Origin of the sequence: Pseudomonas sp. ok272 (genome assembly GCF_900109995.1) — a bacterium.
Classification (GTDB): Bacteria; Pseudomonadota; Gammaproteobacteria; order Pseudomonadales; family Pseudomonadaceae; genus Aquipseudomonas.
In genome coordinates, this window is sequence record NZ_FOCB01000022.1 from 1 (window position 1) to 25,415 (window position 25,415).

The 25,415-nt window shown below is 61.0% G+C and carries 25 protein-coding genes and 1 rRNA gene; 12 read left to right on the forward strand and 14 right to left on the reverse strand.

The window, feature by feature from the left end:
* Positions 1-162 precede the first annotated feature (162 nt).
* Both rrf and BMW74_RS22625 read left to right on the forward strand, forming a co-directional pair.
* A 5S ribosomal RNA gene (rrf, locus tag BMW74_RS22620) occupies positions 163-278 on the forward strand.
* Between the two features lie 150 nt (positions 279-428).
* Positions 429-1,490, forward strand: a complete 1,062-nt coding sequence (locus tag BMW74_RS22625; RefSeq protein ID WP_175479286.1) for a hypothetical protein — start codon at positions 429-431, stop codon at positions 1,488-1,490.
* Positions 1,491-1,501: 11 nt separating this feature from the next.
* Here the strand turns inward: BMW74_RS22625 and BMW74_RS22630 are convergent, their stop codons facing one another.
* The 6 genes from BMW74_RS22630 to BMW74_RS22655 all read right to left on the reverse strand — a co-directional run bounded on the left by BMW74_RS22630 (position 1,502) and on the right by BMW74_RS22655 (position 6,027).
* Positions 1,502-2,062 (reverse strand): PqiC family protein, encoded by a 561-nt coding sequence (locus BMW74_RS22630; protein ID WP_093426356.1) that lies wholly within the window; start codon positions 2,060-2,062, stop codon positions 1,502-1,504.
* A 16-nt stretch (positions 2,063-2,078) separates the two neighbouring features.
* The gene (locus BMW74_RS22635) at positions 2,079-3,734 is read right to left on the reverse strand and encodes a PqiB family protein (protein ID WP_093426357.1); all 1,656 of its coding nucleotides are present in this window, start codon (positions 3,732-3,734) and stop codon (positions 2,079-2,081) included.
* The gene (locus tag BMW74_RS22640; RefSeq protein WP_093426358.1) at positions 3,715-4,362 is read right to left on the reverse strand and encodes a paraquat-inducible protein A; all 648 of its coding nucleotides are present in this window, start codon (positions 4,360-4,362) and stop codon (positions 3,715-3,717) included. The genes BMW74_RS22635 and BMW74_RS22640 overlap by 20 nt, the downstream gene beginning before the upstream one ends.
* Positions 4,359-4,955, reverse strand: coding sequence for a paraquat-inducible protein A (locus BMW74_RS22645; RefSeq protein ID WP_093426359.1), 597 nt, complete (start codon positions 4,953-4,955; stop codon positions 4,359-4,361). Before BMW74_RS22645 ends, BMW74_RS22640 begins: the two co-directional genes overlap by 4 nt.
* 154 nt (positions 4,956-5,109) lie before the next feature.
* Positions 5,110-5,550, reverse strand: coding sequence for a CBS domain-containing protein (locus BMW74_RS22650; RefSeq protein WP_093426360.1), 441 nt, complete (start codon positions 5,548-5,550; stop codon positions 5,110-5,112).
* Between the two features lie 147 nt (positions 5,551-5,697).
* Entirely contained in the window at positions 5,698-6,027 is a 330-nt protein-coding gene (locus BMW74_RS22655; protein ID WP_093426361.1) for a hypothetical protein, read from the reverse strand.
* A gap of 601 nt (positions 6,028-6,628) precedes the next feature.
* Between BMW74_RS22655 and BMW74_RS22660 the strand changes: the two genes are divergently transcribed.
* Positions 6,629-8,992: a DNA polymerase II gene (locus BMW74_RS22660; RefSeq protein WP_175479287.1), complete on the forward strand. Its 2,364-nt coding sequence runs from the start codon at positions 6,629-6,631 to the stop codon at positions 8,990-8,992.
* A 5-nt stretch (positions 8,993-8,997) separates the two neighbouring features.
* On the opposite strand, the gene BMW74_RS22665 is transcribed toward BMW74_RS22660, so the two are convergent.
* The 5 genes from BMW74_RS22665 to BMW74_RS22685 form a co-directional block, all read right to left on the reverse strand.
* Positions 8,998-10,116 carry an AI-2E family transporter gene (locus tag BMW74_RS22665; RefSeq protein WP_093426362.1) on the reverse strand — a complete coding sequence of 373 codons (1,119 nt, stop codon included), beginning with the start codon at positions 10,114-10,116 and terminating at the stop codon, positions 8,998-9,000.
* A 272-nt stretch (positions 10,117-10,388) separates the two neighbouring features.
* A complete protein-coding gene (locus tag BMW74_RS22670) occupies positions 10,389-11,273 on the reverse strand; it encodes an ABC transporter permease subunit (protein ID WP_093426363.1) in 885 nt (294 codons plus the stop codon).
* Entirely contained in the window at positions 11,270-12,151 is an 882-nt protein-coding gene (locus BMW74_RS22675; RefSeq protein WP_175479289.1) for an ABC transporter permease subunit, read from the reverse strand. Before BMW74_RS22675 ends, BMW74_RS22670 begins: the two co-directional genes overlap by 4 nt.
* 29 nt (positions 12,152-12,180) lie before the next feature.
* Complete coding sequence (locus BMW74_RS22680) at positions 12,181-13,323, reverse strand: ABC transporter ATP-binding protein (RefSeq protein ID WP_093426365.1); 1,143 nt, start codon at positions 13,321-13,323, stop codon at positions 12,181-12,183.
* A gap of 352 nt (positions 13,324-13,675) precedes the next feature.
* Positions 13,676-14,437: a gamma-glutamyl-gamma-aminobutyrate hydrolase family protein gene (locus BMW74_RS22685; protein WP_093426366.1), complete on the reverse strand. Its 762-nt coding sequence runs from the start codon at positions 14,435-14,437 to the stop codon at positions 13,676-13,678.
* Between the two features lie 282 nt (positions 14,438-14,719).
* On the opposite strand from BMW74_RS22685, the gene BMW74_RS22690 reads away from it, so the two are divergent.
* The 6 genes from BMW74_RS22690 to BMW74_RS22715 all read left to right on the forward strand — a co-directional run bounded on the left by BMW74_RS22690 (position 14,720) and on the right by BMW74_RS22715 (position 21,120).
* Positions 14,720-16,096 carry a glutamine synthetase family protein gene (locus BMW74_RS22690; protein ID WP_093426367.1) on the forward strand — a complete coding sequence of 459 codons (1,377 nt, stop codon included), beginning with the start codon at positions 14,720-14,722 and terminating at the stop codon, positions 16,094-16,096.
* 55 nt (positions 16,097-16,151) lie between these two features.
* Positions 16,152-17,435, forward strand: coding sequence for an NAD(P)/FAD-dependent oxidoreductase (locus BMW74_RS22695; RefSeq protein WP_093426404.1), 1,284 nt, complete (start codon positions 16,152-16,154; stop codon positions 17,433-17,435).
* A 281-nt stretch (positions 17,436-17,716) separates the two neighbouring features.
* A complete protein-coding gene (locus BMW74_RS22700) occupies positions 17,717-18,265 on the forward strand; it encodes a cupin domain-containing protein (RefSeq protein WP_093426368.1) in 549 nt (182 codons plus the stop codon).
* 380 nt (positions 18,266-18,645) lie between these two features.
* Positions 18,646-20,100, forward strand: coding sequence for an S-type pyocin domain-containing protein (locus BMW74_RS22705; RefSeq protein ID WP_256562648.1), 1,455 nt, complete (start codon positions 18,646-18,648; stop codon positions 20,098-20,100).
* Positions 20,097-20,570 carry a DUF6392 family protein gene (locus tag BMW74_RS22710; protein ID WP_093426369.1) on the forward strand — a complete coding sequence of 158 codons (474 nt, stop codon included), beginning with the start codon at positions 20,097-20,099 and terminating at the stop codon, positions 20,568-20,570. The genes BMW74_RS22705 and BMW74_RS22710 overlap by 4 nt, the downstream gene beginning before the upstream one ends.
* A gap of 94 nt (positions 20,571-20,664) precedes the next feature.
* Positions 20,665-21,120, forward strand: a complete 456-nt coding sequence (locus tag BMW74_RS22715; RefSeq protein WP_093426370.1) for a GNAT family N-acetyltransferase — start codon at positions 20,665-20,667, stop codon at positions 21,118-21,120.
* 24 nt (positions 21,121-21,144) lie between these two features.
* Here the strand turns inward: BMW74_RS22715 and BMW74_RS22720 are convergent, their stop codons facing one another.
* Both BMW74_RS22720 and BMW74_RS22725 read right to left on the reverse strand, forming a co-directional pair.
* Complete coding sequence (locus BMW74_RS22720; protein WP_093426406.1) at positions 21,145-21,489, reverse strand: hypothetical protein; 345 nt, start codon at positions 21,487-21,489, stop codon at positions 21,145-21,147.
* A 41-nt stretch (positions 21,490-21,530) separates the two neighbouring features.
* A complete protein-coding gene (locus tag BMW74_RS22725; protein ID WP_093426371.1) occupies positions 21,531-21,860 on the reverse strand; it encodes a DUF2834 domain-containing protein in 330 nt (109 codons plus the stop codon).
* Between the two features lie 253 nt (positions 21,861-22,113).
* On the opposite strand from BMW74_RS22725, the gene BMW74_RS22730 reads away from it, so the two are divergent.
* Entirely contained in the window at positions 22,114-22,638 is a 525-nt protein-coding gene (locus BMW74_RS22730) for a DUF3087 domain-containing protein (RefSeq protein WP_093426372.1), read from the forward strand.
* A 48-nt stretch (positions 22,639-22,686) separates the two neighbouring features.
* Complete coding sequence (locus BMW74_RS22735) at positions 22,687-23,370, forward strand: GNAT family N-acetyltransferase (RefSeq protein WP_093426373.1); 684 nt, start codon at positions 22,687-22,689, stop codon at positions 23,368-23,370.
* 231 nt (positions 23,371-23,601) lie between these two features.
* On the opposite strand, the gene BMW74_RS22740 is transcribed toward BMW74_RS22735, so the two are convergent.
* Entirely contained in the window at positions 23,602-24,555 is a 954-nt protein-coding gene (locus BMW74_RS22740; protein ID WP_093426374.1) for a class I SAM-dependent methyltransferase, read from the reverse strand.
* Between the two features lie 139 nt (positions 24,556-24,694).
* Between BMW74_RS22740 and BMW74_RS22745 the strand changes: the two genes are divergently transcribed.
* Positions 24,695-25,267, forward strand: coding sequence for a YceI family protein (locus tag BMW74_RS22745; RefSeq protein ID WP_093426375.1), 573 nt, complete (start codon positions 24,695-24,697; stop codon positions 25,265-25,267).
* Positions 25,268-25,415 lie beyond the last annotated feature (148 nt).

Genomic DNA, 25,415 nt, shown 5'->3' on the forward strand with positions numbered 1-25,415 from the left:
CAAGCAATTTGCATGCTCCAAGCTGAAAAGCGAAAGAGACCAGATTGCGGTGTGTGAAGACGAAACGAACCGAAAGTTCGAGATCTTGCAAAACACCGAAATCTATCACGTACCCAATTTGCTGAAGCGCGGCCAGCTGGCCACGATTCGGTACCCGAATTTCTTGACGACCATAGAGCATTGGAACCACCTGATCCCATCCCGAACTCAGCAGTGAAACGATGCATCGCCGATGGTAGTGTGGGGTTTCCCCATGTGAGAGTAGGTCATCGTCAAGATTAAATTCCGAAACCCCAATTGCGAAAGCAGTTGGGGTTTTGTTTTTGCCTGCGAAAAAATCCCTTCTTCTGGCCAGACCTATACTCAGGGCAATCTGATTGGAGCGGTTAGTTACCGTATCGGTCGTGCCATTGTGGGGGGCTGAGACTTTGAATCTGCGTTTCTTACTCATCACCCTGATCCTGCTCATGGCGGGGTGCTCCTCCACTGCGCATCGTGTCACCGAGCCGCCGGTTGTGGTCTCTGAAGCAACCTGGCGACAGATCGATCAAGATATCGACAGCGCCTCATTGCTCTCCAAGGCAGAGGTCAGGCGTTACACCCGCGGCGCTATGGAGCGTTGGCGACAGCAGGTATTTCAACGCACCGAAACTGACTTCATTCCCTGGTTCACCGGCTATTGGACCCAGCAATGGTTGTCCATGAGGGTGAGTTGGTACAAATTAAACAGCCAGGGTGAGGCCGATTCGGTGGTCAATCGCTTAACGCTTTATCTGCAGGAGCAATATCATCAGCGGGTGTTGGATCCGGTCGCGAAAGTCACTGATCCCAATGTGATCATGGGGGATGCAGTGGCCCTGTATGTACAGATGCTTGACGTGAGTCTTGTAGAAATACGGGAGCGGTATGCTGTTCCTCAACAACAATTTGATCGCCGGCTCAATGAAATTCCCGCCATCTCCCTGGCTCCACCGCCAGCGCGTAATGCTTCGCTCTATGTGTTGACCCACACTGAGCCTCTCACAGCGCTGCCGGCTTACGTGGCGTTGATCGAGCAGGTACGTGGGTCGAACAATGGCGCTGGGGCGGGGTTGTCGGATGCTGGGATTTCTTCGGTGGCCAAGCGGGCGAGTGAAAGGCTGGAGGCTCAGATCGCCACACGCAGTATTGCCAGTGCGGTAGCTGCGGCGGTCGGACGGATTGCCGGAGCGGCAATATCCGTAGTGACAGCAGGTATTGGTGCCATTTCGAATGAAAGTGATCGCCCCGAAGCGCAGGCGCAAATGCGTAAAAGCCTCAGTGCGGCATTCGATAAAGCGTGGCTGGGCTTGATGGAAAACGAGACCAATGGCGTGATGGCGGGGGTCAATTACATCAGCGGGGAAATTGATGACAGCATGGTCGAGCGCTCGTTATCCGTGCCACAAGCGCCGGCCACGCCAGTACGTCCTGCCAGCTTTTCTGATGATGTCGGTGATACGAGTCCTTGATCGGCAACCCATCAATTCATCGCAGGGCACCCGCCACTGGGATTACGTGCCGCCTGGCTGATGGCGGCGGCCAAGCGCTTCACGTTGTTCTGGTGCGCTAATACCAACTCATCGATGGTTGCCCCGGAGGGTGTTTGCAGGGTCGTGCGGCAACTGAGCGGTAGGCTGGTTTCCTCTGGCACAGCAGTGCGCAATCGCCATTTGGCGTCAATGAGGGCGTATTGGCCCGGTACTGAATCAAAGCGCAGTACATCGACGCGCAAGGTAAGCTTGCGCCCGGAGGACGAGCCGGACAGTTGATCCACCAGCGCGCTTTGCAGCTCATCCGACAAGGTGGCTCCCCACCATTCGGTTTCCAGGATAGCCAGGCCGCTGTTGCCCTCGCGTATAACCATCTGTGTACGGTCAACCTGAGGTGGCACGGACACTTGCTCGATCTGCATGCTTGCACCGTCGCGGGTGCCTGGTGCGGGCTGCGCCGGCAACAGGGTGTGGTAGTGGATCGGGTCACTGCGACAGGCCGCAAGCAGGACTACCAGGCCGACCAAGGGGATTTTCAACGACAAAGACATGGGCGTGCTCCTGTGCTCAGCGGCTTGAAGACGGTTGCAGGTTTGGCGCTGGGGCATCTTTTGGACGTCCACGCAGCAAGGATTCCGGATGCCGACTCAAGTAGTCCGATAGCTCGCGCAGCGAACGGGACATACGCCCGAGCTCATCCAGGGTTTCACCGAGTTGCTCGCGTTGCGGTGAGTCCTCGGCCAGGGTTGAACTGGCTGATTTCAGGGTTTGGCTGACGTCCTGCAAGGTTGCTTGCACCTCCGGCAGGGTTTTGCCATCGAATTGCTTGAGGCCCTTGCGCAGCTCTATCAGGCTGCCGTCGAGATTGTTGGCGATACGGTTGATCGGCAGCTTGTTGATCTTCTCGATCATTGCCTGGAACTGTTCCTGCAGTTGTTCGAGGCTGGCGGGTACCGTAGGGACGCTGATGGGGCGTGCATTGGGGTCGAAGGCGACTTTTGGGGCTTTAGGGAAGAAGTCCAGGGCGATGTACAGTTGTCCCGTCAGGAGGTTGCCGCTACGTGCCTGGGCGCGCAGGCCATTTTCGACAAACGTACCCATGACGCGGATAGAGGCCTGTTCGTCTTGGGGATCGTGATTCAGCGCCTTGAGCATCTTCATGTGCGCTTGCCCCAGTCGCTGCGGATAAATCACGATGCCCACGTTGATGGGAAAGCTGCGCGCCTTATCATCGTAATCAAGGTTGATGGCCACCACCTTGCCAATCTCCAGCCCCTGGAACTCCACGGGAGCATTCACCTTCAAGCCACGCAAGGTCTGATCGAAACGCAGTGACAGGTACTGAGCCTTGCCGTCGGGAGGGGCCAGGGCCGTTTGTTGGTCATCGAACAACTGAAAGTCCCGGTCCTCGGCCGCGGGTTTGTCGTTGGGACTGTAGTCCGGGGCGCGGAAGGTAATGCCGCCCACCAGCAACGCTGAGAGCGACTCAGTCTTGAGCGCGAAGCCGTTGGCCCCGACCTCCATGCTGACACCGCTGACGTTCCAGAATCGTGTGTTCTCAGTGACGTTGGCGTCGTTCGGCGCCTTGACGAAGACTTCGACGTTGACCCCTTTGCCATCGGCGTCCAGCGCGTAGGCCACGACCTGACCGACCGGGATCTTGCGGTAGTAGACCGGCGAGCCGATATCCAGGGAGCCCAGGTCCTGGGTGTGCAGCAGGAATCGCTTGCCGGATTCGCCATAGGTGATGGGTGGCGGTGCTTCCAGGCCGATGAAGCGTTTGGCGCGCTCATCGGCGTGCCCGGCGTCCGCGCCGATGAAGTCCCCGGACAGCAGCGTGTCGATCCCGGAAACTCCGCCCGCGCCGATACGCGGGCGCACGACCCAGAACTGCGAGTCTTTGCGGGTGAAGGACTCGGCCTGCTTGTTAAGCTTGACCGTGGCATTGACGCTCTTCTGGTCATTGCTCAATTCGACCTCCGAGACATGACCGATCACCACGTTGCGGTACTTGACCTCGGTCTTGTTGGCCGTCAGGCCCTGGCCGGTCTTGAAGTTGAGGGTGATCACCGGACCTTGTTGCATCAGGTTGTGTACCACCAGCGAGATCCCCACCAGCACGGCCACAATGGGCACGATCCATACCAGTGAAACACTCCAGCGTCGGGTCTTGATGTTGGCTGTGCCGGGCACTGGCTGCCCCTCAGTGGCTCGCGATTCCATCCATGACCTCCTCGGGTTGTGGGTTATCCCAGATCAGGCGAGGGTCGAAACTCATCGCCGAAAGCATGGTAAACACCACCACCATGCCAAAGAACAGAATGCCGGCGCGGGGTTCGATATCCCCGAGCGCCTGGAACTTCACCAGCGCGGCGACCAGGGCCACGACAATCACATCGAGCATCGACCAGTAGCCGATCAACTCAACGAAGCGATAGAGCTTGGAGCGCTGCTTGCGCGCCCAGTGGCTGCCGCGCTGCGTGGTGATCAGGAGTAGCGAAAGCGCGACAAACTTGATGCCCGGCACTGCAATGCTGGCAATGAAAATGATCAAGGCGATGTCCCAGGCGCCAGCTTCCCAGAACTCCAGGACGCCACCGATGATCGTGCTGTCGGCACCGCTGCCGAGCATGCTGGTGTTCATCACGGGTAACAGATTGGCCGGGATGTAGAACACCAGGGCGGCCAACAGGTACGCCCATGTGCGGGTCAGGGAGTTGGTCTTGCGCACATGCAGGGGCGCATCGCAGCGTGGACATTGGTGCGGGTGGTCGGTCATGTCGCAGGCCAGGCCGCAACTGTGGCACAGGCAGAGACCGAGTTCGTGGGCGTTGGCCAGGCGGCGGCTCATAGGGTGTCCCACAATTCACGCACATCGCGCCCGGCGATGCGGATCAGCAGCAAGCTGAGCACGGCCAGGGCAAACAGGCCGATGCCGGGAATCACGTCCAGCAGCCCGGCGAGCTTGAACACCGCGACCATTGCGCCCAGCAGGCAGACTTCCAGCATGCTCCAGGGCCTGAGGGTCTCCAGCCAGCGCATGCACAGCTTGAACGCCGGCGAGCGCTTGGCCGCCAGGGCGAAGCTCAGCACCCAGATCAGTAGCAGCAACTGGAACATTGGCGCGATGATGATGGAAATGGCCGCCACCAGGGCAATAAACGTGATGGGGCCGTCACTGAGCGCGACCACCGAGTCCCAAAGAGTCGCGCTGTTCTTGAGGCCTTTTAGACTGATGCTCATCACCGGATAGAAGTTGGCGAAGATCCACAGTACGGCGGCGGTCAGGGTCAGTGCCAGGCGCTGTTGCACGGTCATCCCGTTGTAGCGTTGCAGAACCCCGCCGCAACGTTGGCAAAGCGCAGTCTGGTGCTTGGAAAGCAGGGCTTTTTCGTACACGCCATCGCAGTGCTCACAGATGATCAGATGTTCAGTACTGGCCATTCTTCGCACTCAGAGACAAGCAGGATGCTTCAGGAGCATGACTTAATATAGAAGCGCACGGGGATAGAGCAAATATAAAGTTTGGCCTGCGCCGAGCGATCGGCCTGTGCGGTGCGTTGCACAGGCTAGACACCGGCGTGCTGTCAACGAGTGGTTACTCGCCGCGAATGTATTGTTCCAGTTGGAGAATCAGTTCTGCCTGTTCGGCGATCGCTTCCTTGACCAGGTCACCGATCGACAACAAGCCCAGCAGTTGGCCGTTCTCCACGACCGGCAAGTGGCGCAGGTGCTTGTCGGTCATGATGTTCATGCAGGTTTGTACGCTTTGATGGGAGTCCACGGTGATCACCGGCGAGTTCATGATCTCGCTGACGGGCGTCCCGACGGAAGAACGGCCCTTGAGCACCAGTTTACGTGCGTAGTCCCGTTCGCTGATAACCCCCACAATCTCGCCACCCTCCAGCACCGGCAACGCACCGACGTTCTTCGCCGCCATCACCATCAGGGCTTCGAGCACCATCTGATGGGCATTGATGGTATGGACCTGCTGGTTGCGCTCGGCTTTGAGCTTGAGCAGTTGCGCGACGGTCTTCATGGACAGAGCCTCGAACGGTGTTGTCATTATCGGCAGACGATATACGCCTGGGCGCCTCATACACAATCATAGGACGTGAGCCGGTGGAGCACCTGCAAAAAAGCCGCTGATAACCGTGAAAGGTATCAGCGGCTTTTGTCGTTCAACTTAGCAGTAACGGTCGATCACGCATACATCCGGCTTGGACTGCAGGTTCTGCCATTCCTGAGTCAGCGTGGCTAGCACGCGGCCGACATAATCCTTATCGGCGGCGGCCTTCTTGCCAACATAACCCTGGCCGCGACGGTACATCTTCAGTCGGGCGCGCAGGTCACGGGTATTTTTTTCGAACGCGTCTTCATGGGCGTGGGGCGACAGGCAGTCGATATGCACCTGGCCAGAGTCGGCAATCCACAGGATATGGCTGTCATGGCTGTCTTTGTGTGCAGCGAACATACGAGCCAGTTCATCTATAGTCGGTTGATTGTTCAGATTCATGTTAAAGCCCCTTGACCAATGTTTGATCTGTCTAGTTGATTCGCTAATTCACTTCTCTACTTCGGTAAGTTGATATCTGGTACCGAAACCAGGGCGACAGTGGTTGTCTGCCGAATATCGGCAGGGCCTTGAGCAGGATGCATGTAGTGGTTCTGAGAGACTGCTACGTATGGGCGTCAAACACGAGAGAAGCAGCGATTACCTGGATGTTGTTGCCGAGAATCAACTCATTCGGTCACAAGCATCTTGAAGAGTATTCGCCAGCGCTTGGGTCCTGTGCGGGACGTTCATGCCGGGTCAGTTTCATCAATCTGCCTTGTGGGCAGTACACATCCGGTAGCAGCTCGGCGGTCAGTCGAGCCTTTTCACAACACTTTTGCCAGGGCTCCCGATCGGGGAGACGTCTGCATCATGCAAGGGGAAAAACGCCTCGTCAACGGTTTTGTAGTGAAATAATTCATTCACTACAAAAATAATATCGAGGCCTGCAACGAAGCATTTAGCCTTGTCCGACAATCGCTTGCGCGGTAAACGCAAAGGCAGCCGTAAACGTTTATCGCGCGTAGAATCACCCGCTCAAATCGACTTCGAGGTTGCAGTGGTGGACTTACAGCAGGGCTTCGTCCTGACCCGGCATTGGCGCGATACCCCGGCCGGTACTCTCGTCGAGTTCTGGCTGGCGACCGATGCCGGTCCACGGTTGGTGCGTTTGCCGGTGCAGCCGTCAGTGGCCTTCATTCCCGAGCAGTATCGCGAGCGCACCCAGGCGCTTGTTCGCGATGAGCAGGGCGTCGAACTGCGGCCCCTGGGCCTGCTGGACTTCCAGCATCGCCCCGTGTTCGGCCTGTACTGCCAGCAGCATCGCCAACTGATGCACTTGGAGTCGGTGCTGCGCCGCGCCGGCGTCGATGTCTTCGAAGCTGACGTGCGCCCGCCGGAGCGCTACCTGATGGAGCGCTTCATCACGGCGCCCGTGTCGATGCGCGGCACACTCGGCGCCGACGGCGTCCTGCTCGACAGCCACCTCAAGCCCGACCCCGACTACCGCCCGCGCCTGAAGCTAGTGTCCCTGGACATCGAGACCACCGAGCAGGGTGAGTTGTACTCGATTGCCCTGGAGGGCTGCGGCCAGCGCCAGGTCTACATGCTGGGCTCGCCCAATGGCGACGACACGTTGGTGGACTTCGACCTGGAGTACTGCGACTCCCGGGCCATGCTGCTCAAAAGACTCAATGAATGGTTCGCCCGCCATGACCCGGACGCGATCATCGGCTGGAACCTGGTGCAGTTCGACCTGCGGGTGTTGCACGAGCATGCCCGGCGCCTGGCGGTGCCGTTGCGCCTGGGGCGCGGCGGCGAGGAAATGCAGTGGCGCGAGCACGGTGCGGGCAACAACCACTTCTTCGCGTCGGCGGCCGGCCGGCTGATCATCGATGGCATCGAATCCCTGCGCTCGGCGACCTGGAGTTTCCCCTCGTTCAGCCTGGAAAACGTCGCCCAGACACTGCTCGGCGAAGGCAAATCGATCGCGACCCCGTACCAGCGCATGGATGAAATCAACCGCATGTTCGCCGAGGACAAGCCCGCACTGGCGCGCTATAACCTCAAGGACTGCGAACTGGTGACGCGCATCTTCCACAAGACCGAGCTGCTGACCTTCCTGCTGGAGCGCGCCAGCGTCACGGGCCTGCCGGTGGACCGCAGCGGCGGCTCGGTGGCAGCGTTCACCCACTTGTACATGCCGTTGATGCATCGCCAGGGGTTTGTCGCGCCCAATCTCGGTGATCGTCCGCCCCAGGCCAGCCCGGGCGGCTTTGTCATGGACTCCAAGCCCGGCCTGTACGAGTCGGTGTTGGTGCTCGACTACAAGAGCCTTTACCCGTCGATCATCCGCACGTTCCTGATCGATCCGGTGGGGTTGATGGAGGGCTTGCGTCACCCGGATGACCGTGAGTCAGTGCCAGGCTTTCGTGGTGCGCGGTTCTCGCGGACCCGGCATTGCCTGCCGGCCATTGTTGCCCGTATCTCGCAGGGCCGCGAGGTCGCCAAGCGCGAGCACAACGCGCCGCTGTCCCAGGCACTGAAGATCATCATGAACGCGTTCTATGGCGTGCTGGGCTCCAGCGGTTGCCGCTTCTTCGATACGCGGCTGGCGTCGTCGATCACCCTGCGTGGGCACGAAATCATGCAGCGCACCCGGCAATTGATCGAAGCCCAGGGCCATGCGGTGATCTATGGTGACACCGACTCCACCTTCGTCTGGTTGCGCCGTGCCCACGATCAGGAAGAAGCGGCGCAGATTGGTCGCTCGTTGGTGGAGCACGTCAATCAGTGGTGGCGCGAGCATTTGCAGGCCGAGTTCGGCCTGACCAGCGTGTTGGAGTTGCAATACGAAACCCACTTTCGACGTTTTCTGATGCCGACCATTCGCGGCGCGGAGGAGGGCAGCAAGAAGCGCTATGCGGGGCTGGTGACGCGCGCCGATGGCAGCGATGAGATGGTCTACAAGGGCCTGGAGACCGTGCGCACCGACTGGTCGCCGCTGGCCCGGCAGTTCCAGCAGGAACTCTACGAGCGCATCTTTCATCGCCGTCCGTATCAGGATTACGTGCGCCAGTTCGTACAGGCGACCCTGGCCGGCGAGCACGATGAGCTGCTGATCTACCGCAAGCGCCTGCGCCGGCCCTTGGACGACTACGAGCGCAACGTGCCGCCCCACGTGCGGGCGGCGCGTATCGCCGACGAATACAACGACCAGCAACACCGTCCGCGCCAGTATCAGCGCGGGGGATGGATCAGCTACGTGATCACCGTCGCCGGCCCCGAGCCCCTGGAAATCCGCAGCGCCCCGGTCGACTACGAGCACTACATCAGCCGCCAGCTACAGCCGGTGGCCGACGCGATCCTGCCCTTTGTCGACGATGACTTCTCGACACTGGTCGGCGGGCAGATGGGGTTGTTCTAGCGCCTTCAGTCTTTCTCCGGGACGTGCTCGCGCGGCGGTTCGATGGCCTCGGTGGGCGGGGTCATCCGTACCCAGGACATGAATAGCTGAAAGCCGACCGCCAACAGCACCGGGCCGGTAAACAGGCCGATGATGCCGCTGGTGAGCATCCCGCCCAGGGCGCCAATCAGAATCACCGGCATGGGCACGGCCACGCCGCGTCCCAGCAGCATCGGCTTGAGTACGTTATCGGACAGCCCGGCGAGGATGATCCAGATGGCGAAGATCACTGTCGCCGCGCTGACACCGTCCTGGGCAAACACATAGATGGTCACGGGCAGCGTCAGTATCAGGATGGGCAGTTGGGTGATCCCCAGCAGCAGCACCAGCAGTGCCAGCACGCCCGCACCAGGCACGCCCATCGCCACCAGGCCGATGCCCACCAGAATCATCTGGATGAACGCGATGCCGACCACGCCCTGGGCCACGGCGCGGATGGTCGCGGTGCACAGCGTCGCCAGTTCAGGCCCGCGCACGGGCCCGGAAATGCGCGTGGCAATCGCCACCGCGACGCCTTCGCCGTCACCGCCCTTGGCCATGATCACCCCGGAGATGATCAGCGCCAGGACAAACACGATGATGCCGGTGCCGACGCCGGCCAATTGGGTCAGCACGGTCTTGCTCACGTCCTTGAGGTGCGGCGCCACCTGGGAAAATACCCAGCCCAGGTCTTCTGAGGCGTGGGTCCAGATATTGAACAGGGGCGCGCCGATCAGCGGCCAGCTTTCGACCACAGCGGGTGGCGGGGGGATTTCCAGGTCCTTACCGTGCACGGCTTCCATGCCGCCCTTGACCGAGCTGGCGATGGACTCGCCCAGCAGGCTCAAGGGCGCAATCAGGCAGATCAGGCCAATGATCACCAGAATGATCGCGGCCAAGCCGGTACGACCGCCCAGGGCGGCGCCCAGTCGCTGATTCACGGGATACAGGGTGATCGCCAGAATCACCGACCACAGCATGATGTTCATGAAGGGGTGGAAGATGTCGAAGCAGACCATCACCAGCACGCTGATCAGGCCTGCGCGGATCAGCACATCAAGCAGGTCGCGGGCGTTGTTCAGGCCCATGATTCGGTTGTCACGCATAGAGGGGCTCCGTGGCTGGCTGAAGTCTAGTCAGGTTTGTGTGGTTGCCAGCAATCTTAGCGTGCAAACGTAAAAAGGGCGCCCGAAGGCGCCCTGAACTCACTTGAACCGAGGAGGCCAGGTGAAGCCGTTCACACAACCGCAGCGTTGGTAAGACCCTGCGTGAACGGTGTTGCAGGCCGCACCCCCGACGGGTGCGACAGGTTTACGTGCCCGGTGTCAGTCACGGCGCATCAACCGTGGCGCAGTGATGGGCCGTTGCGCGACAGCCACTAGGCCGTCGCTTCAACGCGTGGGCTGCTGGCGGGTGTCCAGGACTCATTGGCCGTCTGGTCCATGGCGTCCTGGATCGCGCGTTTACGGCTGGCTTCGGCTCGGCGGCTGAAGTACCAGACCATGAAGGTCACGATCGACACCGCCAACAGAATCAGGCTGGCCACGGCATTGATCTCGGGTTTGACCCCCAGGCGCACGGCGGAGAACACTTCCATCGGCAGCGTCGTGGAGCCCGGGCCCGACACAAAGCTGGCCAGCACCAGGTCATCCAGCGACAGGGCGAACGACATCATGCCGCCCGCGGCCAGGGAGGGCGCGATCATCGGGATGGTGATCAGGAAGAACACCTTCAACGGCCGTGCCCCCAGGTCCATCGCGGCTTCCTCGATGGACAGGTCCAGCTCTCGCAAGCGCGCCGACACCACCACGGCCACATAAGCAGCGCAGAACGTGGTGTGGGCGATCCAGATGGTGATAATGCCGCGCTCTGTCGGCCAGCCCACCAACTGCGCCATCGCCACGAACAGCAGCAACAGCGACAGGCCGGTGATCACTTCGGGCATCACCAGGGGCGCGGTGACCAGGCCGCCGAACAAGGTGCGGCCCTTGAAGCGGGTGACCCGGGTCAGCACGAACGCGGCCAGGGTGCCCAGGACCACCGCGGCAATCGCGGTGTAGCAGGCAATTTCCAGCGAACGCATCACCGAGCCCATCAACTGGGAGTTGTCCAGCAAGCCCGCGTACCACTTCACCGACCAGCCGCCCCACACCGTCACCAGCTTGGAGGCGTTGAACGAGTAGATCACCAGGATCAGCATCGGCAGGTAGATAAACGTCAGGCCGAACACCAGCATCATTCGGGCAAATCCGAAACGGTTCATGCCCGTCCCTCCATCTCTTTGGCTTGGCTGCGGTTGAACAGAATGATCGGCACAATCAGGATCAACAGCATCACCACCGCCAGGGCCGAAGCCACCGGCCAGTCGCGGTTGTTGAAGAACTCCTGCCACAGCACGCGGCCGATCATCAGGGTTTCCGGGCCGCCCAGCAGTTCCGGGATCACGAACTCGCCCACCACCGGAATGAACACCAGCATGCAGCCGGCGATGATGCCGTTCTTGGCCAGCGGCACGGTGATCTTCCAGAAGTTGTTGAAGTTGCTCGAGCCCAGGTCGGATGCGGCCTCCAACAGGCTTTGGTCGTGCTTGACCAGGTTGGCGTACAGCGGCAGCACCATGAACGGCAGGTACGCGTACACCACGCCGATGTACACGGCGGTGTTGGTGTTGAGGATTTCAATCGGGCTCGATGTCAGCCCGGTCCACATCAAGAACGCGTTGAGCAAGCCGTTGTTGCTGAGGATGCCCATCCAGGCATAGACACGGATCAGGATCGCGGTCCAGGTCGGCATCATGATCAGCAGCAGCAAGACGTTCTGCGACTCCTTGCTGGTCTTGGAAATGGCGTAGGCCATCGGAAAGCCGATCACCAGGCACATCGCCGTGCTCAGCAGGGCGATCTTCAGTGAGCCCAGGTAGGCCGCGATGTACAACTCATCGTCGGCCAACATCGTGTAGTTGCCCAGGTTCAGGAGTAGCTGAAACTTTTGTTCGGCGAAGCCGTAGATCTCCGAGTAGGGAGGAATCGCCAGGGCCGCTTCGGAAAAGCTGATCTTCATCACCAGGAAGAACGGCAGCATGAAGAACATGAACAGCCACAGGAAGGGGATACCGATGACGACCTTGCGTCCGCTCGGCAGGAACCGTTGGAACGGCTGAGTCAGTGTGTTCATGTGCGCAATACCACGCCGCTGTCGTCTTCCCACCACACGTACACCTGATCGTCCCAGGTCGGGCGCGCGCCACGGCGTTCGGCGTTGGCCATGAACGACTGGACGATCTTGCCGCCGGGCAGCTCGACGTAAAACACCGAGTGGCCGCCCAGGTAGGCGATGTCATGCACCTTGCCGCTCGACCAGTTGTAGCGGTTCTCGGGCTTGAGGGTGCTGACCAGCATTTTTTCCGGGCGGATGGCGTAGGTGATCGACTTGTCCTGCACTGAGGTGCTGACGCCGTGACCGACGTAGATCTTCTGCTCCAGGTCGTTGCTGTGAATGATCGCGTAGCCTTCCTGGTCTTCGATGACGGTGCCGTCGAAGGCGTTCACGTTGCCGATGAACTCGCAGACCATGCGGCTGACCGGTGCCTCGTAGATGTCCACCGGGCTGCCGATCTGGGCGATCCAACCCAGGTGCATGATCGCAATACGCTCGGCCATGGTCATGGCCTCTTCCTGGTCGTGGGTCACCATCACGCAGGTCACGCCCACACGCTCGATGATCTGCACCAACTCCAGTTGCATCTGCGAACGCAGCTTCTTGTCCAGGGCGCCCATCGGCTCGTCGAGCAGCAACAACTTCGGGCGCTTGGCCAACGAACGCGCCAGGGCTACCCGCTGGCGCTGGCCACCGGAAAGCTGGTGCGGCTTGCGCTTGGCGTACTGGCTCATCTGCACCAGGCGCAGCATTTCTTCGACACGGGCGTCGATCTCGCTGGCAGACAAACGGTCCTGCTTGAGGCCGAAGGCAATGTTTTGCGCCACGGTCATGTGCGGGAACAGGGCGTAGGACTGGAACATCATGTTGATCGGCCGCTCATAGGGCGGCATGTCAGTGATGTCGACGCCGTCGAGCAGGATCCGTCCTTCGGTCGGGCGTTCGAAGCCGGCGAGCATGCGCAGCAGCGTCGACTTGCCGGAGCCGGAGCCGCCGAGCAGGGCGAAAATCTCGCCCTGATGGATCTCCAGGGACACATCGTCCACGGCCGTGGTCTCGTCGAATTTCTTGGTGACGCGGTCGACTTTCACCAGCACCTTTTTCGGTTGCTGATTACCTTCAAGAGCCTTCCTGTAGATGCTGGAGGCGTTTGCCATGTGAAACTCCCAACAGGTTTCAGTCGTCAGGCCAATGCGGTCTGACTTAATAGTTGATTGCAAGCCTTGCCGGGGCAGCCAAGGAGCACTCCTGTCGGAGCGGGCTTGCTCGCGAAAGCGTTGTATCAGTCGAGAGTGATGTCGACTGATGCTCCTTCTTCGCGAGCAAGCCCGCTCCCACATGGATTGCGTTTGACTGACAGGCTCAGGCCTATTCGGCGCCGCCGTCCTGGCTGCCGGGTCGTACTTGTTGTTATTGCGGTGTGTCGTTTTCGTGAAGGGCGGGCGCGTAAAAGCGCACCAGCGGGCTCACGGGGCAGTTAAATCGTGGGTGGTGGCTTGAATCGTTCAGTCAGCGTTGATTGCGCCGCGCCGAGCGTTGCCGGCAGGCATCGCCAAACGCCTGGAAAATACTCAAGTAGACAGGGTTATCCAGCACCTGCCATTCCGGGTGCCATTGCACGCCGACGGCGAAGGCCTTGCTGTGTTCCACCGAGACCGCCTCGATCAGGCCATCGGGCGCGATGGCTTCGGCGCGCAGGCCGGGAGCCAGCCGGTCGATGCCTTGGCTGTGAATCGAGTTGACCTGGAAGGCGATGGGCAACTCCAGCGCTTCGAACACGCCGCCCGGCTGCACGCTGACCGCATGGGCCGGTGCGTATTGCACCGCCAGGTCCGGGTGATCGGCTTCACGGTGGTCGAGCATGCCAGGCAGTTCATGGACCATCTGGTGCAGGCTGCCACCGAACGCCACGTTCATCTCCTGGAAGCCCCGGCAGATGCCGAGCACTGGAACGCCTGCCGCAATGGCCGCGCGCAGTAAAGGAAGGGTCGTGGCATCGCGTGCCGGATCGTGATCCGTGCCGGCAGCGCTGGCGGGGCCTTGATAATGGAAGGGTTCCACATTCGACGGCGAGCCGGTCAGCAACAGGCCATCGAGCTGACCGAGCAGGTCATCGATTTCGGTCAGTTCGCCCAGGGAAGGAATGATCACCGGCAGCCCCAGAGCCGCGACGCTGACCGCACGCACGTACTTGTCCCCGCTGACGTGGTAGGGGTGCAAGCCAATCTGTTTGACGCACGCAGTAACGCCGATCAATGGCTTGAATGCCATTTTTATCACCTCGCAGTTTCACACTTGTAACGAGCTTTTTCAGGAGCTTAGCCTCGTTGATTTTTTTTAACAACTGCCGTGTAAAAGATTCTAAACGGTTGACTGGCTGGAACTCTGGCCGGCTGTGGGTTTGCGAGGTTTTTTGGCTGGCTGCTGGCGTTTATGACCAATAAAATCAACGCTCAGGGCGCTTTGCACGCTATTGACTTCACTTTGCCTTTCGGATTGACTGGGGCCGCAACCGTGCAATGAACATAATAATTAACAGCCAATAGGTGCATCATGTCGGTCCCTCTGCGTACCGTTCAACTCAACGAAGCAAACGCATTCCTTAAGAAATATCCTGAGGTTTTGTACGTCGACCTTCTGATTGCGGATATGAACGGTGTGGTGCGCGGCAAGCGCATCGAGCGCACCAGTCTTCATAAGGTTTACGAAAAAGGTATCAACCTCCCGGCTTCGCTGTTTGCCCTGGACATCAATGGTTCCACGGTGGAAAGCACCGGCCTGGGCCTGGATATCGGCGACTCAGACCGCATCTGCTACCCAATCCCCAACACCTTGAGCATCGAGCCATGGCAGAAGCGCCCAACCGCGCAACTGTTGATGACCATGCACGAGCTCGAAGGCCAGCCGTTCTTCGCTGACCCCCGTGAAGTGCTGCGCCAGGTGGTCAGCAAGTTCGATGACATGGGCCTGACCATCTGCGCCGCGTTTGAACTGGAGTTCTACCTGATCGACCAGGACAACGTGAACGGTCGTCCGCAATCGCCGCGTTCTCCGGTGTCCGGCAAGCGTCCGATGTCGACCCAGGTCTACCTGATCGATGACCTCGACGAATACGTCGACTGCCTCCAGGACATCCTCGAAGGTGCGAAAGAGCAGGGCATTCCGGCTGACGCCATTGTCAAGGAAAGCGCCCCGGCACAATTCGAAGTCAACCTGCACCACGTTTCCGACCCGATCAAGGCCTGCGACTACGCGGTACTGCTCAAGCGCCTGGTGAAGAACATCGCCTACGACCATGAGATGGATACCACCTTCATGGCCAAGCCGTACCCGGGTCAGGCGGGCAACGGTCTGCATGTGCATATTTCGATCCTGGACAAGGCCGGCAACAACATCTTCGCCAGCGAGGATCCCGAGCAGAACGCCGCATTGCGCCACGCGATCGGCGGTGTGCTGGAGACCCTGCCGGCGCAAATGGCCTTCCTGTGCCCGAACGTCAACTCCTACCGTCGTTTTGGTGCGCAGTTCTATGTGCCGAACTCGCCGAGTTGGGGCATCGACAACCGCACCGTGGCCGTACGTGTGCCGACCGGCTCGCCGGACTCGGTCCGCATCGAGCACCGCGTGGCCGGTGCCGACGCCAACCCGTACCTGTTGATGGCGTCGGTCCTGGCCGGTATTCACCACGGCCTGACCAACCAGATCGAGCCTGGTGCGCCGGTCGAAGGCAACAGCTACGAGCAGAACGAGCAGAGCCTGCCGAACAACCTGCGCGATGCCCTGCGCGAGTTGGACGACAGCGAAGTCATGGCCAAATACATCGACCCGCTGTACATCGATGTATTCGTGGCGTGCAAGGAAAGTGAGTTGGCCGAGTTCGAGAACTCCATCTCCGACCTTGAGTACAACTGGTACCTGCACACGGTCTGATGACCTTTTCAACGCAGCGGCCGCCGGCACTCGCTGGTGGCCGTTTGGGAACTCAATCATGCAAAAACACGTAAATAGCTACTACGCCGCGACCCGTAACGAGACCACGGGCTTCCCGATGCTCGAAGACACAGTCGAGTGCGATGTCTGTGTCATCGGTGCCGGCTACACCGGTCTGTCCTCGGCGCTGTTCTTGAGCGAAGCCGGCTACAGCGTCACTGTGCTGGAGTCGGCCAAGGTCGGCTACGGTGCCAGCGGGCGCAACGGCGGCCAACTGGTCAACTCCTACAGTCGCGATGTCGACGTGATCGAGCAGCGCTACGGCGACAAGACCGCCGAAGTGCTGGGCAGCATGATCTTCGAAGGCGCCGACATCATCCGTTCGCGCATCCAGCAGTACGACATTAAGTGCGACTACAAGCCCGGTGGTATTTTCGCCGCGCTGAACAAGAAACAACTCAAGGGCCTGGCTGAGCAGAAGCGCGGTTGGGAGCGCTACGGCAACCACAACCTGCACATGCTCGGCGAGCAAGAGATCGCCAAGGAAGTCGGCACGAAAAACTACGTCGGTGGCCTACTGGACATGCAGGGCGGCCACGTCCACCCGCTGAACCTGGCCTTGGGCGAAGCGGCCGCGATCATCAGCCTCGGCGGCAAGATCTACGAGCAATCGGCGGCGGTGGAGATCACCTACGGCGAGCCCATCACCGTGCGTACCGCCAAGGGCCTGGTGCGGGCCAAGTACCTGCTGATTGCCGGTAACGCCTACCTGCCGCAGAACCTCGACGCCCGCGTCACGCGCAAGAGCATGCCGTGTGGCTCACAGATCGTCGTCACCGAGCCGTTGTCCGAGAAAGTCGCCCGCAGCCTGATCACCAACGATTACTGCGTCGAAGACTGCAACTACTTGCTCGACTACTACCGCCTGACCGCCGACAACCGCCTGCTGTACGGTGGTGGCGTGGTCTACGGTGCCCGCGAGCCGGATGACATCGAACAACTGATCCGCCCCAAGATCCTCAAGACGTTCCCGCAGCTCAAGGACGTAAAGATCGACTACCGCTGGACCGGCAACTTCCTGCTGACCATGTCGCGTATGCCGCAGTTCGGTCGCATCGAAAAAAATGCCTATTACATGCAGGGCTACAGTGGCCACGGCGTGACCTGTTCACACCTGGCGGGCAAGTTGATCTCGGAAGTGATCCGTGGGGACGCCGAGCGCTTCGACGCGTTCGCCGCCTTGCCACACATGCCGATGTTCGGCGGCCGTACGTTCCAGGCGCCGCTGACGGCCATGGGCGCGGTGTACTACGCCATGCGTGATCGATTCGGCATCTAGCCAAAGCCGATGTAACCCAGTGGGAGCGAGCCTGCTCGCGATGACGGTGTGCCAGCCAACAACGATGTCGCCTGACACACCGCCCTCGCGAGCAGGCTCGCTTCCACGGGTTTTTTCCGGCTACCGAGCACCATTTGTCGAACCTGCTGAGCAACACCCGCAAACGTGATTTAATAGCCGCCTTTCATGTCTTCGGGACAGAGGAACGGCGATGTTCGCGACACAGGCGTCGCCTGCCATCCCCCCACACACCCCTTAAGTTTTTCCCACATAAGGCTGTCATGGATACGGGTTCTCGACTCAAATTAGTACGCGAAAGCTACAAAATGTCCCAGCGTGAGCTGGCCCGGCGTAGCGGCGTCACCAATGCCACCATCTCCCTGATCGAACAGAATCGCGTCAGTCCCTCCGTCAGTTCCCTGAAGAAACTGCTGGAAGGCATCCCCATGTCCCTGGCCGACTTCTTCACCTTCGACCAGCCTCCGCGCGAGCATCAATACGTGTTCCGTGCCAACGAACAACCCGACCTGGGCCGCGACGGCCTGCGCCTGCTGTTGATCGGCGCCTCGGTGCCGAGCCGACAGATGCGCCTGCTGCGCGAACAGTACGCCCCCGGCGCCGGCTCCGGTGCCGAGCCGATCGTCCACGCCGAAGGCGAGGAGTGCGGTCTCGTCACCCGTGGCACCGTGGAATTGACCGTCGATGGGCAGGTGAGCGTGCTCAATGCCGGCGACGGCTACTACTTCCCGACCACGCTGGCCCACAGCTTCCGCAACATCGGGGCGGATGAAGCCGAGATCATCAGCGCCAACACCCCGGCGAACTTCTGAGTTGAATCCAGGTGTAAAAAACCGCAGCGATGCGGTTTTTTTACGCCAGCCATTTGCTCACGGCCCGGTCTTTCTCCTGAAGCCCGTAGCGCTTTAACGCGTGTGCTGCGTTCAGGGTGGATGATATTTGCCTGATTCCTACATTGATCTCGGAAGCGTCTTATCGACCCGACCAGCATTCTCTAACTAGTTTGGCGTCGAGTTCGCACGGAACTCCTCTCAATTTCAGCCTCCCCCTACCGGGAGGCTTTTTTGCGCCAACGCGTCTCGCCGACGCCAGGAGAATGCTCATGAACGGGATGACGTTGCTGTCGCTGCCCAATCCTCTGCCAAGCCCCTTTGAGATCCCACTCACCCCGTCCTCCGCCGAGGGCTGAGTCATGGGACGAGGCTCAGTCAACGGCATCGGCCAAGGGTTGGATGGCGACGTGACCACCACCGGTGCGGTATGTGTCGGCAGTTTGCCCCAGGCCCGGCAAGGAAACCGCGGGGTGTTGCGCCTTGGCGACGTGACCACGCCTTGCCCGCTCTGCGGCCAGGCCGGGGTGATCGTCGACAGCCTGCCCGCGATGAAGTGGCATGGCATTGCGACGGTGCTGGACGGCGCGCAGATCCACTGCGGTTGCCCGCCAGGACGTAATCGACTGATCGCGCCACTTGAGCGAGCGTCGCGTGCCAGCCCGCAGGCAACGGCCGTTGAACCGGCCAACCACGTACCGCCGTCGCCCCTCAGTGCCACGGCCGGCAAGGCCTGCGTGTTCGCCAAGTCCTGCGTCTCGGTGCCCATCGGAACGATTGAGGCCGGCGTGGCCAGCGAGCGCGCCGCGAACTTCGGCACCACCGCGCTGCTGGCGTCGACGGGCAACGCCGGCACCCTGGGCCGCGCTGCCGGCGCGATGGGCAGCAACCTGGGGTCGTGGGCGGTTCGCGAACTGGCCAGTGTCGCTGCTCGCCCGGCACTGAGGTATGTGCTGCTGGCCCTATGGCCACGGGACATCGGCGACGCGACCCTCTACACCCCCGAACAACTGGAACACCTGCGCCTGGCCGACACCCGCGTGCGCTTCCAGTTTCGCCGCGACGAGGCTGGCGCGATGCAGGTCTACGGTCTGCACACCAAGGCCGGCAGCGGCGCAGAACGGGTGCCCGTCACCCACGCCACCTGGAACGCCGACAAGAGCGCGATGGTCGCGGTGCTGGACGGCATCAGCATCACCTGGACACCCAACGACGGCCCCGTGGTTACCGTGCCGACGCCGTACCCCGACGCGCCGCCGCAGCTCGACAATCTGCTCGTGCATCCGATTCCACAGGGCCGCGACACCCAGATCAGCCACTACCCCGGCCACGAAGCCGAAGACCTGACCTGGCAAGACACCATCATCACCTTCCCCGCCGACGCGGGCCTGCCGCCGCTGTACCTGGTGTTCGCCAAGTCGGCGGTGCGGCCGTTGGAGGTGGACGTCTATGGCGCGTTCGAGGGAAGACCGCGTAATGGGCTGCATGTGGATCACATGCCTTCGCAGGCGGCGATAGAGCGCTTCCTGGTTGATGATTTTCCGCACCTTGACGAGGTTGATCGCAAACGGGCGATGAAAAATGTTGCCAGCATCGCTATTCCGGCTCGAGTCCACCGCAAATACAGCGAAACTTACGGATGGAGAAATACCGGAGTAAAGCAACGACTTGATGCCAGCGACCGACGTCGTGCAGTACAAAGCAACTTCGATGCAATCAGGCCCTACCTGCTCCAGGAAGGGTTCTCCGAGGCTGACCTTGAAGAGGCTCTGACTCAGATACACAACGTCAATGAAGAACAGGGGTGGTACCGATGAATGCTGAGACTATTGAGCGCTGGGTCGAAAACCTGGGCCGTAGGTATGGTGAGTTGGTGGCCGAGGGCATTATCCCGGATCAACCGCTGGTTAAGCCGTTCCAGGATAGCAATTGGCCGACTTTGCATCCCGGCGCCGGTTTGGAGCTTGTGTTCCGGGAGGACTCCAAACGCTTGGAGCGGGTCATGATTATCCTGATTCCAACCGCCGACCAACCCGTCTATATCGGACAACTGCCTGCACCGTTCACCTTGAACATGAACCAAAGCGCTGTACGCCAAGTTCTGGGCGCGCCAGAGACGTCCAAGCGGTCTGGCAAACTACCCGGCGGCCTGGGGATGCGCGGCGGTTCGGACACCTACTACCTGGATCAACAAGTTAACCCCAATGTCAAAGTGACCCTCGCTTATCTCGAAGACCGCGTTGTCAACAACATCAGCTTCGCCCTGATTGTGACGGGCCACGATTGAGTCGGTGCCAGCTCTGCACGAGAAGGCAGGTTCAAGTAGCTCACACCCCTCCATCCCTCTACGATCACGTAACGACCCACTCTGGAGCGCCCAAATGGATTGCCTGATCCGACTCGCGACACCCCCGGACGCCGAGGCCATCAGCCGCGTCATTATTGACGCGCTGCGTGAGTCCAACGCCGAGGACTATCCGGCGCAGGTGATCGCCCAGGTGGAGCAGAGTTTTTCGCCCGAGGCGGTCCTGGGGTTGTTGGGCCAGCGCCGGGTCTACGTGGCCATCGTTGATCATCAGGTCGTGGCCACCGCGAGTCTTGATCGGGATGTGGTGCGCAGTGTGTTTGTCGCGCCGTCCAGGCAAGGGGCGGGCATTGGTCGGTTGCTCATGAAGCAGATCCACGCGGTCGCCCTCGATGAGGGCATCGAGTGGTTGCGCGTGCCGTCATCGATCACCGCCGAAGGTTTCTATGGCGGGTTGGGGTATCAGAAGGTTCGCGAGCACCTGCACGGCGCCGAGCGCACGATCATCATGCAGCGACGGCTGGCGCGCTGATGCGTCGGTGTCACCCGTTCGTCCTCAAGGCGCCCTGAAGTTCCAGACGATTTCCACCACCCGCAGGGCCATCGCCACGTAGAGCAGGCACAGGAGCAGTTGCAGGCTCAGGTGGTAGCGCAAGCTGGCCAGGCGGCGCAAGCCGTCGCACATGTTGAGGAGCATCAGGGCCCCAGCCAGTGTGATCAGGCCCCAGCCGGCCAGCCAACTGCCAAACAGCCCGAGGAACAGCGAATCACCCGAGCGCAGGGCATCGGTGCCGGCCGCCAGCAGCAGGGCGCACATCAGCAGGTTGCGCAGGTTGTCGAAGACTTCCTTGTTCAACCCCCGGTCCAGCAAGCGGGTGAAGGTGCTCAGTAGCGTGCGCATGGTCATCGGGCATCCGTTGCAAGGCGCGGCGCCCGAGGGGCTCACTCGGGCGTAGCAGGGCGGGAGGGGGTTGGCGCAAAGCCGTTGATCACCAGGTAGAGCAGCGGCCCCACCGAAGCGAAGATCGCGGTCAGCAGCAGATAGGGAAGCACAGAACCCACGGACTTGCCTTGGGCGCGTGCATCCCGGTACATCCACACGCCCGCCATGGCGGCCAGCAAATAGAGATCGATGACCACCTGGGCGGTGTCCGGGCGGGCCATCAGTTGGGCGCCGAACGCCAGCAGCGACTGATCGGCCGTCAGCATTGTGTAAAGGGTGTAGGCCGAGAAAGCGAGCAAGGCGATGAGGGCCAGGTAGGGTTTGTTCATGGGTGTCGTCCGGCGTGTGTGGGATGAGTTCAGCGTCGCCCAAGGATACCTCCAATCCAAACGGTGGAAGCCAGACAGCCTGGCTCTGGCGGATATCCCCGATCTCTTGTGGGAGCGAGCCTGCTCGCGAAGGCGTTGTTTGCGCTTATGCGGGTGGATGTGGGGTGTCTGAGGCATTAAACATGTCGATATCCGCCACGACAGGCGATAATCGCGGGCAATTGTGTCCCCTTAGCCAAAGAGCGCTGCCGTGATGTTCGAGATCAAGCCGTGGAACCCCGAAACCTATCGCCAGCAGACGCGCCGCAGCACGTTGATCATAGCCGTGGGCTTCATCGTGCTGGCCATGGGCCTGTCGGCGTTGGCGGTGTTGCTGTTCGGTACGCCGGGGGGCGATAACTTTCGCTACAACCTGGGGGGTGTGATCGCGGCGGTGATCGTCAGCGCGGCGCTGATGAAGTTCAAGCTCTGGGATCAGCCGTGGATGGCTGCGGCGGTCTACGGTTGGCAGCTCAAGCGCAACCTGATGCGCGTCACCAACGTCATGCACCAGGTCACCGACGCGGTGCAGGCGGGCAACCCGCAGGCGATGAAGCTGTTGCGTTTCTATCACCTGGGTCTGACCCAGATGCACCAGTTGGATGGCAACTCCAGCAGCCTGAGCCAGATGGTGCACGAGATCGACCGGCACAAGGAAAGCATGCAGGCCCTGGGCCTGGACACCGAGCAGAACCGCCTGGACCCCCAGTGGCTGGCGGTGCTGAAGGCCAAGGCGTGAGCCGTGTTGTTGTCATTTCCCCGTATTAACCCTCGGAGTCCCTTACCGATGTTCACCCTCAGTCACGTCCAGGCCCCGTGCCCCGAGTCGATCAACGATCAGATCCTGCAACTGGTGGTCGACAACCTGACCGACATCAGCGCCGTCGCGCTGCCACCGAGCAACCTGCTGTTCAGCGTCTACCAGTACGCGGTCGGTTATGAGGTGCACCTGTACTTGCAGGCGCTGGATGGCAGCCAGGGGATTGCCGTCGAGTTGCTGGTGGCGCTGGACGCTGAAGACCCCGCGAAGGTGCTCGGCTTCTTGCTCTACCTGCCCGCCAAGGACGATCCCCAGGCGTGCAGTGTGGCGTTCATGGCGGTGCACGCCAGCCATCGGCGTCGGGGTATTGCCCGTGGCCTGATGCAGCAGATGCTTGAGCGCTTGCCCCATGCCGAACTGACCTGTGCGCCCGGCAAGGTGCCGTGTTTTGAAGCCATGGGCTTCCAGGTGTTGGGCACGCGTGGGCACCAGGTGCTGATGAATACCCGCGATTACCTCACTGACGGCCTGATTGGCGTGCTGGATGCGGCGCCGATCTACAGCGCCACCGAAGTGCGGCAGATCCACACCTACCTGCTGCAACGCCACGGCAAGCGGGCGATGCTCGATGCCGAGAAACAGCGCGACCGTCACCTGGACCAGTTGCAGGCCAAGGCGCAGGCGTTTGTCTTGGGGCGTCTGGGGCAATAGCGCGCAGGCCATCATGACCTGCTCGCTTCGAGACTGCTTGCCGCGCGCGGATAAAAAAGAGCCTCACAACTCTTTGATGGGGAGAAAGTAGAGCCGATGAGGCTCAAGGCGCGTGGAACAGGTGGTGAGCTTGTAGGGGTTCAGAACACTCGCCACCTACGCACTGGCCGGAGCATGACGGCCGATGCGTGAATCCATCGTAGAAAGCTGTGGCAAGCGCCTCAAGTACCACTAGTCAGCCGGCACGTCATCCAGGCGGAACACCAGGGCCTTGAGGCCACTTTGCGGGTCGATATCGGGAAACTCCGGTGGGTTCTCAAGGCGTTGCGTAAAGTGCAGGCCCGGGGCCTCGCGGGTAACGCCGTCGATCAGAAAGTCCGGGCCTACGGCCGGGTCGTTCATGCAGGCCAGTACCGTGCCACCAGCGCTGAGCAGTTCCGGCAGGCGACGCAGTACGCGCTGGTAGTCCTTGGTCAGCAGGAAGCTGCCTTTCTGGAAGGACGGCGGATCGATGATCACCAGGTCGTAAGGACCGCTGTTGATCACCTTGCCCCAGGACTTGAACAGGTCGTGGCCCAGGAAGCTCACTTTGCCCAGGTCGTGGCCGTTCAGGCGATGGTTGTCGCGGCCCCGGCTCAGGGCCGCACGGGACATGTCGAGGTTGACCACCTGCGCGGCGCCACCCTCGATGGCCGCCACCGAAAACCCGCAGGTGTAGGCGAACAGGTTCAACACCCGCTTGCCCTGGGTGTTGGCCTTGACCCAGTCACGGCCATAGCGCATGTCGAGAAACAGCCCGGCGTTCTGCTTCCTGCCCAGGTCGATCCGGTAACGCAGGCCGCCCTCGGTGAGGGTCCACTCGTCGACTTCCTGCCCGAGCAACCACTCGGTGGTGCTTTGCGGCAGGTAGCGGTGTTGCAGCAGCAAGGTGTGGGCGGGGGATTGCTGCCACTCGGGCGACTGGCTGATCTGCATCAGCAGTTGCTTCAAGGCCTCCAACTGCTCGGGCGCAGGCTCCTTGAACAGCGCCACCAGCACGATGCCTTGCAGCCAATCGACCGTCAGTTGCTCCAGCCCCGGCCAGCAGCGCCCACGGCCATGGAACAGGCGACGGGTTTCGGCGGGGGCGGCTGCCAGCGCCGGCAACAGGTGGGCGCGCAGGGTGCAAAGGGCTTCAGGGGTCATCGAACAGGGGCCAGCAAGGTGAGGGGGCGGCATTTTAACCCTAAATCGGCGCCAGGCATCGTTCCTGGCATTTGCACAAGTGGCGGCGAGGATCAACACTCTGCAGGCGACACCTGAACCCTTGATGCCGGAGCATCCCATGAGCTTTCGATTGACACGTTGCACGGCCATCGCTGGCCTGCTGGCGTTGGGCTGCATGACCGGCGCCTACAGTGCGCAGTACCACCAGGTCAATGCCGGCGCCAGTCAGATCAGTTTCACCTACGACCAGATGGGCCAGCGGGTGTACGGCACTTTCGGCCAGTTCAGCGCCACCCTGGACTTCGACACGATGCACCCCGAGGCGGCCCACGCCGGGCTTGTCATCGAGCTGGCGAGTATTGATGCCGGCAGCGAGGATGCCAATGGCCAACTGCAAGAGCCCGGCTGGTTCAACTCGGCGGTCTATCCCCAGGCCAGGTTCGAGTCCAGCCGTGTCAAGGCGCTGGGCGACAACCGCTACGAAGTGGTGGGCCAGCTCTCGCTCAAGGGCATTACCCGCGAGGTCCGGGTGCCGGTCAGTTTGAGTCCTGAGAGTGGTATCGGTGTCTTCAGCGGCGAACTGACCCTCAATCGTGCCGATTTTGATGTCGGCAAGGGCGAATGGGCTGGCGACAGCGTGGTGTCCAACGAGATCGCCATCAAGTTTCGCGTGGTTGCGCCGCAGCAGTAGGGGCCCGGCGCGGGTTTTGTGTTCGCTGAAGATCAACTGTGGGAGCGGGCTTGCTCGCGAAGAGGCCAGCACAGCCAGCATCTTCATTGACTGATCAACCGCTTTCGCGAGCAAGCCCGCTCCCACAGGGTTTTGTGGTCGGGCACAG

What these genes read in the sequence shown, in the direction of transcription:
- BMW74_RS22650 (WP_093426360.1), bottom strand. Translation starts at nt 5,550, where the DNA reads ATGAAGACCGTCGCGCAACTGCTCAAGCTCAAAGCCGAGCGCAACCAG.
- BMW74_RS22735 (WP_093426373.1), top strand. Translation starts at nt 22,687, where the DNA reads ATGTTCACCCTCAGTCACGTCCAGGCCCCGTGCCCCGAGTCGATCAAC.
- BMW74_RS22730 (WP_093426372.1), top strand. Translation starts at nt 22,114, where the DNA reads ATGTTCGAGATCAAGCCGTGGAACCCCGAAACCTATCGCCAGCAGACG.
- BMW74_RS22705 (WP_256562648.1), top strand. Translation starts at nt 18,646, where the DNA reads ATGGGACGAGGCTCAGTCAACGGCATCGGCCAAGGGTTGGATGGCGAC.
- BMW74_RS22720 (WP_093426406.1), bottom strand. Translation starts at nt 21,489, where the DNA reads ATGCGCACGCTACTGAGCACCTTCACCCGCTTGCTGGACCGGGGGTTG.
- BMW74_RS22680 (WP_093426365.1), bottom strand. Translation starts at nt 13,323, where the DNA reads ATGGCAAACGCCTCCAGCATCTACAGGAAGGCTCTTGAAGGTAATCAG.
- BMW74_RS22635 (WP_093426357.1), bottom strand. Translation starts at nt 3,734, where the DNA reads ATGGAATCGCGAGCCACTGAGGGGCAGCCAGTGCCCGGCACAGCCAAC.
- BMW74_RS22745 (WP_093426375.1), top strand. Translation starts at nt 24,695, where the DNA reads ATGAGCTTTCGATTGACACGTTGCACGGCCATCGCTGGCCTGCTGGCG.
- BMW74_RS22670 (WP_093426363.1), bottom strand. Translation starts at nt 11,273, where the DNA reads ATGAACCGTTTCGGATTTGCCCGAATGATGCTGGTGTTCGGCCTGACG.
- BMW74_RS22655 (WP_093426361.1), bottom strand. Translation starts at nt 6,027, where the DNA reads ATGAATCTGAACAATCAACCGACTATAGATGAACTGGCTCGTATGTTC.
- BMW74_RS22715 (WP_093426370.1), top strand. Translation starts at nt 20,665, where the DNA reads ATGGATTGCCTGATCCGACTCGCGACACCCCCGGACGCCGAGGCCATC.
- BMW74_RS22725 (WP_093426371.1), bottom strand. Translation starts at nt 21,860, where the DNA reads ATGAACAAACCCTACCTGGCCCTCATCGCCTTGCTCGCTTTCTCGGCC.
- BMW74_RS22700 (WP_093426368.1), top strand. Translation starts at nt 17,717, where the DNA reads ATGGATACGGGTTCTCGACTCAAATTAGTACGCGAAAGCTACAAAATG.
- BMW74_RS22640 (WP_093426358.1), bottom strand. Translation starts at nt 4,362, where the DNA reads ATGAGCCGCCGCCTGGCCAACGCCCACGAACTCGGTCTCTGCCTGTGC.
- BMW74_RS22665 (WP_093426362.1), bottom strand. Translation starts at nt 10,116, where the DNA reads ATGCGTGACAACCGAATCATGGGCCTGAACAACGCCCGCGACCTGCTT.
- BMW74_RS22685 (WP_093426366.1), bottom strand. Translation starts at nt 14,437, where the DNA reads ATGGCATTCAAGCCATTGATCGGCGTTACTGCGTGCGTCAAACAGATT.
- BMW74_RS22740 (WP_093426374.1), bottom strand. Translation starts at nt 24,555, where the DNA reads ATGACCCCTGAAGCCCTTTGCACCCTGCGCGCCCACCTGTTGCCGGCG.
- BMW74_RS22710 (WP_093426369.1), top strand. Translation starts at nt 20,097, where the DNA reads ATGAATGCTGAGACTATTGAGCGCTGGGTCGAAAACCTGGGCCGTAGG.
- BMW74_RS22645 (WP_093426359.1), bottom strand. Translation starts at nt 4,955, where the DNA reads ATGGCCAGTACTGAACATCTGATCATCTGTGAGCACTGCGATGGCGTG.
- BMW74_RS22630 (WP_093426356.1), bottom strand. Translation starts at nt 2,062, where the DNA reads ATGTCTTTGTCGTTGAAAATCCCCTTGGTCGGCCTGGTAGTCCTGCTT.
- BMW74_RS22690 (WP_093426367.1), top strand. Translation starts at nt 14,720, where the DNA reads ATGTCGGTCCCTCTGCGTACCGTTCAACTCAACGAAGCAAACGCATTC.